Origin of the sequence: Vibrio makurazakiensis (assembly GCF_050337375.1) — a bacterium.
GTDB classification, from domain to species: Bacteria; Pseudomonadota; Gammaproteobacteria; order Enterobacterales; family Vibrionaceae; genus Vibrio; species Vibrio makurazakiensis.
Genome location: NZ_JAKJSW010000131.1, coordinates 1 through 12,431 on the forward strand (window position 1 = coordinate 1; position 12,431 = coordinate 12,431).

6 protein-coding genes, 2 tRNA genes, 2 rRNA genes and 1 riboswitch are annotated in these 12,431 nt (G+C 42.9%); of the genes, 6 read left to right on the top strand and 4 right to left on the bottom strand.

Translation table 11 applies throughout. The features are described from left to right. The 4 genes from rrf (L4C33_RS14430) to L4C33_RS14445 all read left to right on the top strand — a co-directional run. A 5S ribosomal RNA gene (gene rrf / locus L4C33_RS14430) occupies window positions 1-98 on the top strand; the annotation flags it as partial. Window positions 99-136: 38 nt separating this feature from the next. Next, window positions 137-213: transfer RNA gene (locus L4C33_RS14435), tRNA-Thr, on the top strand. A 32-nt stretch (window positions 214-245) separates the two neighbouring features. Then, window positions 246-361 (top strand): 5S ribosomal RNA (rrf, locus tag L4C33_RS14440). A 44-nt stretch (window positions 362-405) separates the two neighbouring features. Continuing rightward, window positions 406-482, top strand: a tRNA-Asp gene (locus tag L4C33_RS14445). Between the two features lie 428 nt (window positions 483-910). Here the strand turns inward: L4C33_RS14445 and L4C33_RS14450 are convergent. Next, on the bottom strand, window positions 911-2,221 hold the full coding sequence (locus L4C33_RS14450; RefSeq protein WP_428813123.1) for a cation:proton antiporter: 1,311 nt from the start codon (window positions 2,219-2,221) through the stop codon (window positions 911-913). Between the two features lie 255 nt (window positions 2,222-2,476). On the opposite strand from L4C33_RS14450, the gene metH reads away from it, so the two are divergent. Continuing rightward, window positions 2,477-6,103: a methionine synthase gene (metH, locus tag L4C33_RS14455; protein ID WP_428813128.1), complete on the top strand. Its 3,627-nt coding sequence runs from the start codon at window positions 2,477-2,479 to the stop codon at window positions 6,101-6,103. Window positions 6,104-6,172: 69 nt separating this feature from the next. Here the strand turns inward: metH and lysC are convergent, their stop codons facing one another. Next, window positions 6,173-7,543, bottom strand: coding sequence for a lysine-sensitive aspartokinase 3 (lysC, locus tag L4C33_RS14460; RefSeq protein WP_428813124.1), 1,371 nt, complete (start codon window positions 7,541-7,543; stop codon window positions 6,173-6,175). A 119-nt stretch (window positions 7,544-7,662) separates the two neighbouring features. Next, window positions 7,663-7,839: riboswitch (Lysine riboswitch) on the bottom strand. 176 nt (window positions 7,840-8,015) lie between these two features. On the opposite strand from lysC, the gene L4C33_RS14465 reads away from it, so the two are divergent. Then, a complete protein-coding gene (locus L4C33_RS14465; RefSeq protein WP_428813125.1) occupies window positions 8,016-9,134 on the top strand; it encodes a pyridoxal-phosphate-dependent aminotransferase family protein in 1,119 nt (372 codons plus the stop codon). Window positions 9,135-9,172: 38 nt separating this feature from the next. Here L4C33_RS14465 and L4C33_RS14470 read toward each other — a convergent pair whose 3' ends face one another. Together L4C33_RS14470 and uvrA are read right to left on the bottom strand one after the other, a co-directional pair. Further along, window positions 9,173-10,930, bottom strand: a complete 1,758-nt coding sequence (locus L4C33_RS14470) for a PglL family O-oligosaccharyltransferase (protein ID WP_428813126.1) — start codon at window positions 10,928-10,930, stop codon at window positions 9,173-9,175. Window positions 10,931-10,999: 69 nt separating this feature from the next. After that, window positions 11,000-12,431 (bottom strand): excinuclease ABC subunit UvrA (gene uvrA / locus L4C33_RS14475; RefSeq protein ID WP_428813127.1); only part of this gene is annotated, 1,432 nt, incomplete at its 5' end.

The following is a 12,431-nucleotide window of genomic DNA, read 5'->3' on the forward strand; positions in this document are numbered from 1 at the left end:
GTGGACCCACCTGACTCCATGCCGAACTCAGAAGTGAAACACAATAGCGCCGATGGTAGTGTGGGGTTTCCCCATGTGAGAGTAGGACATCGCCAGGCTTCAAATTTAGAAAATCGTCTCTGACGGTTTTCAATTTGCTGATATAGCTCAGCCCGGTAGAGCGCACCCTTGGTAAGGGTGAGGTCCCCAGTTCGAGTCTGGGTATCAGCACCAGAACAATAAAGCTTAATTGCTTTAAAAATTTGCTTGGCAACCATAGCATTGTGGACCCACCTGATTCCATGCCGAACTCAGAAGTGAAACACAATAGCGCCGATGGTAGTGTGGGGTTTCCCCATGTGAGAGTAGGACATTGCCAGGCTTTAAATTATGAACACTTGTCAGCGACGACAAGTAGTCCACTGCGGAGTGGTAGTTCAGTTGGTTAGAATACCGGCCTGTCACGCCGGGGGTCGCGGGTTCGAGTCCCGTCCACTCCGCCACTTATTAGAGAAGCCCAAGTCGAAAGACTTGGGCTTTTTTACGTCTGAAGCTTTTATCTAGCGGATGCTTTAAATGCAATGTAAGCGCAGTTAGTTCTTTCACGCTCACTTTTATAGCATATGTACCTCACGTTATAGGAGCGGGCGTCGCTATGTCTTTGTAGGCGAGTAGAATCAGTATCTATAGGCGTTAAGCTATTCGATTGTAGAATAGGTCGTTAATTGTTAGAACTTTGATGCAACTAATTTAGCTGCTACATAAAGCCTATGATTTAAAGCAAGGTACTATTTTCCGTCGTTATGCGGTGCTGTTTGTGCTTTGAAGTATTGAGTCAGTCATAGCACTTATTGAAGCGAAATAAAGGGAAAGGGATGTAGTCGGTGGGGAGAGAGGTAATGATGTTACTCACTACCTCTTAAGTTGAGTTCTAGTCTTCTTTTACTGAGGGATTATTATTACTTTGCATATCTTTTTCTGCTTGTTTAGCTTTTTCAATCATAGGGGTGATTGTTGAACCTTGGATTAGGATAGAAAACACGACTACCGCATAACTCATAACAAGTATGATCTCTTTAACATCGATCGCTTTATCCGGAATAACTAAAATCCCTGAAGGAATGGAAAGTGCCATTGCTAGAGCTAAGCCTCCTCGTAGACCACCCCAAGTTAAGATCTTAACAGCCCATGGGTTGTAAGTGCGGTAGCGCTTAAAGCCTATATATGAAATGAATACACTTAGGTAACGTGCTGTAAGTACGAGCGGAATCGCAAAGGCCATTAATATCCAGTCTTCTTGGTGGAATTTGAATAACAGCATCGACATACCGATAAGTAAAAACAGTACCCCATTTAAAAACTCATCGACTAATTCCCAAAAGTGGTCTAAATGCTCTTCACTTTCTTTTGAGAAGCCAATAAAGCGAGTCCAATTCCCGATCATAATACCGGATACCACCATAGCTAACGGGCCAGATACATGAATGACGTCGGCAAATACGTATCCCGCAGTAGGGATACCAATAGTGAGTAGTAGCTCCATGGAATGATCATTGGTTGAGCTGATTAGATAATGAAATAGCAGACCTAAAGCAAAACCATAAGCTATACCGCCGATGGCTTCTTGGAAGAAAAGAAAACCAACGCTTGAAACTGTTGGTACCTCTGTTCCGAAAGCGATAGTGAATAGAGTCACGAAGATCACTAAGCCGAAACCGTCATTAAACAGTGACTCCCCCTCAATCTGTGTTGAAATTCGCTTAGGGGCATCGAGCTTTTTCACAATAGCCAGTACAGCAATTGGATCTGTAGGCGAAATTAGTGACCCAAACAGTAGGCAGTATACAAAGTCGAACTGTATTCCTATTAACTGACAAAACCCATAAAGCGCCCCACCAATGAAAAAGGTTGAGAATAGTGTTGCACCAAGTGCTAGTACCGTTATTTCCCACTTTTGATCTTTAAGGTTCGGGAGCTTTATCCCTAAACCTCCGGCAAATAGAAGAAATCCAAGAATTCCTTTTAAAAGGAAATCTTCAAAGTTGATACTTGTCATGGTCGATGTGGCAATTTCTGTCAGTTGAAACCAATCGTTTTGACCTGCAATTAGGATCAACAGTGAGAGCATCATCGCGCCTGCTGTGATCGCGATAGTGGTCTGCATCTTACCTATCTTACTGTTAACAAATGCAATAAACATGGCAGCGGCAGATAGAAAGCAAAGCGTATAATAGATGGACATAGTTTACTCTTGGATGTAACTAAATATTTCAACGAATTTTCTGCTTTGAACGATTAAATAGCAATCATTTTTTGTCATGCTTGTGTAAGCCTTTTACTCATGAAAATTTGTCAGTGAAAGGTCTTTTAGACGTCTAGATTCCTATACAAGGTATGTTAGGATGGAAGTAGACAAATTTAACGCTCCAAGGAATGAGGTTGTACTGTGGGAAGTAAAATTAAACAGCAGATTGAAGCTCAATTAGCACGAAGAATCATGCTAATAGATGGCGGTATGGGTACCATGATCCAAGGGTATCATCTAGAAGAAAGTGATTACCGTGGTGAGCGATTCGCACAGTGGCATAGTGACCTTAAGGGCAATAATGACTTATTGGTTCTAACCCAACCTAAATTGATCAAGGATATCCACTTAGAGTATCTTGAGGCTGGCGCTGACATTCTTGAGACCAATACTTTTAACGCTACAAACATCGCAATGGCTGACTATGATATGGAAAGCCTGAGTGAAGAAATTAACTTTGCGGCTGCTAAGCTAGCCCGTGAAGCCGCGGATGAGTGGACAGCAAAAACACCGGATAGACCTCGATATGTTGCGGGGGTACTTGGTCCAACAAATAGAACTTGTTCTATCTCCCCAGATGTAAATGATCCCGGATACCGAAATGTTAGCTTTGATGAGTTAGTAGAAGCGTATCGTGAATCTACTTTAGCGCTAATCAAAGGCGGCTCTGACCTTATCCTGATTGAAACTATTTTTGATACTTTGAATGCTAAAGCATGTGCATTTGCGGTTGATACGGTTTTTGAAGATATTGGTTACTCTTTACCTRTCATGATTTCAGGCACCATTACGGACGCATCAGGCCGTACCCTTTCAGGACAAACGACAGAAGCCTTTTATAATGCTCTACGCCACGTTAAACCAATATCATTTGGTTTGAACTGTGCTCTTGGGCCTGATGAACTTCGTGAATATGTTAGCGAAATGTCTCGTATCTCCGAATGCAGTGTTTCAGCTCACCCTAACGCCGGTTTACCTAATGCTTTTGGTGAGTATGACCTATCTCCTGAAGATATGGCTGTACATGTAAAAGAATGGGCTGAAAGTGGTTTTTTGAACTTGATTGGTGGTTGCTGTGGTACAACGCCAGAGCATATTCGTCAAATGGCTCAAGCGGTGGAAGGTGTCACTCCTCGCCCATTACCTGAACTTAAGATTGCTTGTCGTTTATCTGGTTTAGAACCATTAACTATAGAGAAAGAGTCGTTGTTCGTGAACGTTGGTGAGCGAACAAATGTGACAGGTTCAGCACGATTCAAGCGATTAATTAAAGAAGAGCTTTATGACGAAGCCTTAAGTGTTGCCCGTGAACAAGTGGAAAATGGCGCACAAATCATCGATATTAATATGGATGAAGGCATGCTTGATGCTGAAGCATGTATGGTTAAATTTCTTAACTTATGTGCATCAGAGCCTGAAATCTCCAAAGTCCCAGTGATGGTCGATTCATCAAAATGGGAAGTTATTGAAGCTGGTCTTAAATGTATTCAAGGTAAAGGCATCGTAAACTCTATCTCTTTAAAGGAAGGTAAAGAGAAGTTTGTTGAGCAAGCAAAACTGATTCGTCGTTATGGCGCAGCGGTTATTGTTATGGCTTTTGATGAAGTCGGTCAAGCAGATACTCGCGAACGCAAAATAGAGATCTGTACTAATGCTTACCGAGTACTAGTTGATGAAGTTGGCTTCCCACCTGAAGATATTATCTTCGATCCTAATATATTTGCAGTAGCAACGGGGATTGACGAGCACAATAACTATGCGGTCGATTTTATTGAAGCCGTTGCTGATATCAAACGAGATCTACCTCATGCCATGATTTCTGGTGGGGTATCAAACGTTTCGTTCTCGTTCCGAGGCAATAACTACGTTCGTGAGGCAATACACGCTGTATTCCTATATCACTGTTTTAAGAATGGTATGGATATGGGGATCGTAAACGCCGGTCAATTAGAGATCTACGATAACTTACCTGAAGATTTACGCGATGCGGTAGAAGATGTTGTATTGAACCGACGTGACGACTCAACAGAGCGTCTGCTGGATATCGCGACAGAGTACTTAGAACGAGCTGTTGGTAAAGTTGAAGATAAGTCAGCACTAGAGTGGCGTACTTGGCCTGTTGAAAAACGTTTAGAACACTCTCTTGTTAAAGGAATTACCGATTTTATCGTTGAAGATACCGAAGAAGCCCGTGTTAATGCGGATCGTCCTATTGAAGTGATTGAAGGTCCTTTAATGGATGGCATGAACGTAGTTGGTGATCTGTTTGGCGAAGGTAAGATGTTCCTTCCTCAAGTTGTTAAATCAGCACGTGTAATGAAACAGGCTGTAGCCCACTTAGAGCCATTCATTAATGCAGCTAAAGATGTTGGTGCAACTAACGGTAAAATTCTTCTGGCCACAGTTAAGGGCGATGTTCATGACATTGGTAAGAATATCGTTGGCGTAGTACTACAATGTAATAATTATGAAATTATCGACTTAGGTGTGATGGTTTCTTGCGAAAAAATCCTCAAAGTAGCTAAAGAAGAGAATGTCGATATTATCGGCCTCTCTGGCCTGATCACTCCGTCACTGGACGAAATGGTTCACGTTGCTAAAGAGATGGAACGTCAAGGCTTTGAACTGCCGTTGCTTATCGGTGGTGCTACGACATCAAAGGCGCATACTGCGGTTAAAATTGAGCAAAATTACCATAACCCTGTTGTATACGTTAATAATGCTTCACGTGCGGTAGGCGTATGTACTTCACTGCTGTCAGACGAGTTAAGGCCCGGATTCGTAGAAAAGCTTGACCTTGATTATGATCGAGTGCGAGAGCAGCATAATCGTAAAACACCACGAACAAAGCCGATTACTTTAGAAGCTGCGCGCGAGAATCGTGTCGCGATAGATTGGGACGTTTACACTCCACCACAGCCTATAAAACCGGGTATTCATGTATTCGATGATTTTGATGTTGCTACATTACGTAAGTACATCGATTGGACTCCATTTTTTATGACTTGGACGTTGATGGGTAAATACCCGGCAATATTAGATCATGAAGAAGTGGGTGAAGAAGCTCGCCGTTTGTTCAAAGATGCAAACGATATGCTAGATCGAGTAGAGCGTGAGGGACTGCTTAAGGCTCGTGGTATTTGTGGGTTATTCCCTGCGGCGAGTGTCGGTGATGATATTGAGGTGTATACCGATGAGTCTCGTAGTGAAGTAGCAGAAACGTTCTATAACCTTCGTCAACAAACAGCGAAGCCTAAAGGCTTTAATTACTGTTTATCGGATTATATTGCTCCTAAAGACAGTGGTAAAGAGGATTGGATTGGTACGTTTGCTGTTACTGGTGGTGTTGGTGAAAGAGAGTTAGCTGATGAATATAAGGCTAATGGTGATGACTATAATGCCATTATGATCCAAGCTGTTGCAGACCGTTTAGCTGAGGCGTTTGCCGAATGTTTACATGAAACGGTTCGTAAAGATATTTGGGGATACTCCCCTGATGAAGCTCTATCTAACGATGACCTTATTCGTGAAAAGTATCAAGGTATTCGCCCTGCACCTGGTTATCCAGCATGTCCAGAGCATACGGAGAAAGCGACTATCTGGAACTTGATGAATGTAGAAGAGACGATTGATATGTCACTTACTACTAGCTATGCAATGTGGCCAGGGGCGTCTGTGTCTGGTGTGTACTTCTCTCACCCAGACTCTCGTTACTTTGCGATTGCACAAATCCAACAAGATCAGGCAGAGAGTTATGCTGATCGTAAAGGTTGGGACATGCTTGAAGCAGAAAAATGGTTAGGTCCAAATTTAAACTAAAAGTATTAATTGATTAGAATAAAAAAGGTTGCCAATTCGGCAACCTTTTTCTTTAGCTTAGAGGCTAGATTAGCTCTCAAAAAGTTCTTTGTGCAGTTTCTGAATAGCAGATCGAGATACTGATTCGTGTAATAAGAAGCATAGGTTATGAGGGCTAGCGCCGTAACAAATCATACGCAGGTTAAAATCTTCAAGCGTGCTGAATACTTGTTTTGCGTAGCCTTTACTTTCACTCATATTGTTACCAATTAGCGCAACTAAGCAAAGGTTATGCTCGACTTCCACTGTACATAACTGTTCAAGCTCTTCACGTACTGCCTGTGGTAATTCAGGTGCGCCGCCAGCGGTGTCTGTTTGGTCAAGAGTTAACGAAACACTGATCTCTGAAGTAGTAATGAGATCAACAGAGATCTTATGTTTAGCCAGTATTTCAAATACCTTCGCAAGAAAACCGTAGGCATGGAACATATTTGCACTACGTAGAGTCACCATAGTTTGGTTGCAACGTAAGGCGAGAGCGCGAAATAGTGGGGAGCTTTCCACTTGGTGTCTAATCCAAGTGCCACCTTTCTCTGGCTCTTTAGATGAGCCCACAAATACAGGAATGTCGTGACGTAATGCTGGCACCAATGTAGAAGGGTGAAGGATCTTTGCACCAAAATTAGCCATCTCAGACGCTTCGCTAAAGCTAATTTCAGGAATTGGAGAAGCATTCGGAGCGATGCGAGGGTCGGTCGTATAAATGCCTGGAACATCGGTCCAGATCTCTAAACCAGAGGCTTGAACCGATTCTGCAATTAAAGCTGCACTGTAGTCACTACCGCCACGACCAAGGGTTGTAGTATTCCCTTCTAGATCGCTACCTATGAATCCTTGAGTAATTACTACATGACTTTGGCAAAGAGGTATCAGTTTTTCTTTCGCAAGTGAGGCAATTTCTTCAAGCTGAGGTTCAGCTTTACCGTGATTGTTATCTGTGCGCAACACATCACGAATATCAAAGCGAACGGCTTCAATACCACGTTCACGCATTATCTGAGTTAGCAGGAAAGTTGACATTAGCTCGCCGCATGCAACAAGGTGATCTGTGAGCTTTTTACTCGATTGGAAAGAAGCAGCTTCAGCGGCACTAGCTACGTTATCCAAAATCGAATGAACTTGTTTTTCTGCTTCGACTGGGTCAGCAAGCTGATCCAAAATGGAATGGTGAATTTGTGCTAGTTCACTAAGCACGGTTTTGCGTCGATTAGTGTCTTGTACGCCATTTGCTAGCTCTACAAGTAAGTTAGTGACTCCTGAACAGGCACTGCTAACCACAAGTTTGGTGTTTGGATTGTTTTCTATAATAGCAGCACAACGGCTCATAGCTTCAAAGTTGGCAACACTGGTTCCGCCAAACTTAGCTACATTAAAAGAACCAGCTACATTAAATGTGCTCACAGTATTTCTCCCACGACTTCCTGATAAACTTAAAGTTGGTTATCAAATGTGATAACCCAACGTCCAATGTTGAAGAGAGTATTCGAGCAATTTTCACGAGGTGTTATTATTGATAGGTCTACCTCAGAAGCTCTTCGCCAACGGTGTGACGACAGTTGAAGGGATTCAGCCCTAAACAACCGATAACCAGAATCCTACAATTTCGGGTTATCTCGGCACCGCTCCCCATCAGTGAATTGTATAGGGGTTGAGGCCCCACAAAACACCTGCCTGGGCAGTGCTCCTCTTCTGCTAAACAGCTCAACCATTGAACGTTTTTGCGCCATGAATGTCAATTAGTAAAGTGACAGAAAAGTAAAATTATTTTAACAACAATGTGACGCTGGTTTGACCTGTATACCTTAGGCTAATTGCTGCCCGTACTAAATTGCTTTAATGTGGTTGTTTACATAATTGTATGCAAGGAGCACCTATGTCGATTTCTAGTTTTATCCCTCCTCATCGGACGCTGTTAGGCCCCGGTCCTTCTGATATATCACCACAAGTGCTACAAGCACTGAGCCGTCCAACGATTGGCCACTTAGACCCTTTGTTTATTGGCATGATGGATGAACTTAAACTGCTTCTTAAATACGCATTTCAAACTGAAAATGAATTTACGATTGCAGTTTCTGCCCCTGGAAGTGCGGGTATGGAAACCTGCTTCGTCAATTTAATTGAGCCGGGTGAAAAAGTTCTGGTTTGTCGAAATGGCGTATTTGGTGAACGAATGCGCGAGAACGTAATTAGATGTGGTGGTGAAGCGATCGTTATTGACGATGATTGGGGGAAACCAGTATCTGTCGATAAAGTCGAACAAGCTTTGAAGGAACATGCAGAAATTAAGGTTGTTGCATTTGTTCATGCCGAAACCTCGACTGGCGCTCTGTCTGACGCAGAAGCAATTTCAAAGTTGGCTCGTCAATATGGTGCTCTGACAATTGTCGATGCCGTTACTTCGTTAGGCGGTGTACCACTATTGGTTGATGAATGGCAGTTAGATGCTGTGTACTCGGGCAGCCAAAAGTGCCTGTCTTGTGTACCTGGTTTATCACCGCTAACTTTATCCTCTAAAGCGATAGAGAAGATCCAATCTAGAACAACTCCTGTTCAAAGTTGGTTTCTAGATCAAAGTTTGGTCCTTGGTTATTGGAGTGGAGAGGGTAAGCGTAGTTATCACCATACAGCCCCTGTGAATAGTTTATATGCACTGCATGAGTCTCTATTAATTCTAAAAAATGAAGGTTTAGAGAATGCTTGGGCACGACATAAAACGATGCACAATAAACTAAAATTAGGATTGGAGAATCTTGGCTTTAGTTTTGTCGTAGAAGAAGCACATCGTTTGCCTCAGCTAAATGCTATCTATATCCCAGAAGGGATTGATGAGGCAGAAGTACGTGGCCATTTATTAGAAGAATATAACTTGGAAATTGGTGCGGGCTTAGGCGTATTAGCGGGGAAAGCTTGGAGAATTGGTCTTATGGGCTATGGTGCTAGAAGCGAAAATGTTTCTTTGTGTTTGCGAGCCTTAGAAGAATCCTTGAATTAATAAAAATGGAGGCGAATAAGCCTCCATTTTTTATTTAACTACTGGGTAGCGTCAGCTTCGCTGCCTGAAGGTCTTAGATACTTAACTTGAGAGAAGTCTTTATTCGGAAAGAGAAACTCTGCTTCTTTTCGAATTTGCTCTGCTCGACTGCTATCTCCCAACCCTTGGTAGGCCAAAATTAGGTTACTGTAGAAAGCGGGACGTGGCTTGTTCTTAATTATCCTCAATGACCAATCGATATATGGCTGAATCAATTTCTCGTTTTCGGTGTATAAACCGATGTTTAAATAGGTACTGTAAATATCCCAGTCGAATCGGTCTTTCCATGCTATCGGGTTACTTACCTGATTTAATACCTCGGGGTCTTTCGGTCGCGACTGCTCAAATTTTGTTAATACGTAGTTGGTATGTAGGGAGCTGAGCATATAAATACTGACTAAAATCGGTAATACAAGACTGAGGACTCTTAAGAGCGTCTTACTTATTGAACTGAAGCTCTTAGCTGAATGCTTAGAGACGCGCTGATCAACCCAATAAATTAAGATGATAAAAGTAACCCAGTGAATAGCTGAATGATAGAAAGGGTACTCAAGTTGTGAATGCAGAACTATGGGGATAAATAACGCGAACATGGCCAGACGAGTGCCTTTATTCGCAGTTATGAGCCTAGATAGTACTAATAAAGCGGCTAATAGAATACCTATAATCGGTAGAATACCGCCTTCAACTCCCCAGTACAGCAGTTCATTGTGAGGATGGTCCATTGATGGAAGCCCTGGATGGTATTCCGGGTTTAGCTGATGCTGGCGCGCAGTATACAGTGTGTATTCGGCTTCAAATCTGCCGTAGCCATAGCCGGTAAATGGCTTTTCGATCAGCATATCTAGGGCTTGTGGAAAAATGTAAGATCTTGCGTTCTCTAACTCGAGTTTTTCTGCTGCTAACCCTGTACTTTTTGCTCCACCAGCTAATGATATGCCCAAAGCTAGCCCGATAAGCACCGACGCTATCCAACCGAAAAATCGTTTGTTGGTCGAGAAACGATACAAGTATGGTGTGATGAAAGCTGTTCCAAGTAATGCTCCTAACCACCCGGTGCGAGAGGCCAAAAGGATTAACAGAGGGATTGTGATAAGTGGTACGGCGTAGAGAAGGCTAACCTTACTCAGTTTGTAGTTATATTTATGTGCTTGCCTTGCTAATAAATAAGCCGATATGACTAATCCTGTTGCGAGAAAGCTAGCCATAACATTAGGTTGCTGAAATATCCCATATGGCCGGTTAGTTTGAGTGTTATAGCCGAGTATATTTCCGGGTTCTAAAATGAAATATTGTGTATAGCCCAAAATAGCTTGTATAACAGTGGCCACTAAGACAAACCAAAGCAACCGTTGTTTTTGGCTGTTACTAAATTGGAATTGTTGGAGCACGAGGAATAAGCAGAATCCAGCCCATAACCCAACTAATTTATTAGCGGCTAAAGTCGACTCTGAATTTGGGTAAAGTAGAGGCAAAGTTAACATTAAGCAGCAAAGGAATAGTCCGACAGTAACCTTGGAGTAACGAACTCGTTGATTGTTTGCTAGTTGGTAGAAACCTATCGCGATAGCAATGGATATAGCGACCCAGGTTGTGGGGTTAAATGAAAGGGCAAGCCCCGAACCCCCTGGGTTTGGCATGAAAAAGTGCATTGCCAATAAAAATGCTGCACCTAGAGCGGCCAAAAAAGCCTTATTCAAGGGGAGTGGTTTAAGCATCACTGCTAACTGGGTACCACTAGTGTGTAATGTCGCCATAGAAAATCGATTCCTGAAAGTCGTAGGGCTTACGTCCGAAGAGAGTAAGCCCTATTACTTTAGCGTTTTTTACAACTTTAACATAGGTTTAAGAAAGTGGGCTGTGTGTGAACCTTCGACAAGTGCCACGTCTTCCGGTGTGCCAGACGCTACAATTTCACCACCACCTTGACCACCCTCTGGCCCTAAATCGATGATCCAGTCAGCAGTTTTAATGACATCTAAGTTATGTTCGATGACGACAACTGTATTTCCATGATCTCTTAGGCGGTGTAGTACTGTGAGGAGCTGTTGTATATCATGAAAATGCAGCCCAGTTGTTGGCTCATCTAATATGTACAAGGTTTTTCCTGTATCACGTTTAGATAGCTCTCTCGCGAGTTTAACCCTTTGAGCTTCACCACCTGAAAGAGTGGTAGCTGCTTGCCCTAAGCGAATATAAGAGAGACCTACATCCATCAACGTTTGTAGTTTTCGAGCAATGACTGGAACAGGATCGAAGAAAGCACGAGCGTCTTCAACCGTCATCTCTAAAGCTTCATCGATGGTTTTTCCTTTGTATCTTACTTCTAATGTCTCGCGGTTGTATCTTTTTCCTTTACAGACATCGCAAGGAACATATACGTCGGGTAAGAAGTGCATTTCTACCTTGATAACACCGTCTCCCTGGCAGGCTTCACAGCGTCCGCCACGGACATTGAAGCTAAAGCGTCCTGGTTTATAACCACGAGAGCGAGATTCTTGTGTACCAGCAAAGAGCTCTCGGATTGGCGTGAAGATCCCTGTATAAGTCGCTGGGTTTGATCTTGGTGTGCGGCCTATTGGGCTTTGATCAATGTCGATCACTTTGTCGAAATGTTCTAAGCCTTTTATTTTTTTGTATGGTGCAGGAGTAGCTGTCGTTGCGCCATTGAGTTGTGTATGGGCAATTTTGAAAAAGGTGTCATTGATCAGGGTTGATTTACCCGATCCGGAAACACCAGTAATACAGCTGAATAGACCTACAGGGATCGTTGCTGTTACTTCTTTGAGGTTATTCCCTGTTGCCCCAATGAGCTCTACGACTTTCTTCTTGTCGATGGGAGTTCTTTGCTCAGGGATTGCTATTTCTTTTTTGCCACTTAGGTACTGCCCTGTAAGAGAATCAGGATGAGCGAGGATGTCATCCATAGTACCTTCAGCGACAATATTTCCCCCGTGAACACCTGCACCTGGGCCAATATCTATCACATGATCTGCGCAGCGAATTGCATCTTCATCATGTTCTACAACGAGTACAGTGTTACCTAAATCACGCAGGTGAATTAGTGTTTTGAGTAGACGTTCATTATCTCGTTGGTGTAACCCTATAGATGGTTCATCCAATACATACATTACACCCACAAGYCCGGCACCAATTTGGCTGGCAAGACGGATACGCTGAGCTTCACCGCCTGAGAGTGTTTCGGCACTGCGCGAAAGGTTTAAATAATTAAGTCCAACGTTAACCAGAAAGTGCAGT

Bases quoted from the DNA above. Each gene is read 5' to 3' on its own strand.
- L4C33_RS14470 (WP_428813126.1), bottom strand. From the start codon at position 10,930: ATGGCGACATTACACACTAGTGGTACCCAGTTAGCAGTGATGCTTAAA.
- L4C33_RS14450 (WP_428813123.1), bottom strand. From the start codon at position 2,221: ATGTCCATCTATTATACGCTTTGCTTTCTATCTGCCGCTGCCATGTTT.
- L4C33_RS14465 (WP_428813125.1), top strand. From the start codon at position 8,016: ATGTCGATTTCTAGTTTTATCCCTCCTCATCGGACGCTGTTAGGCCCC.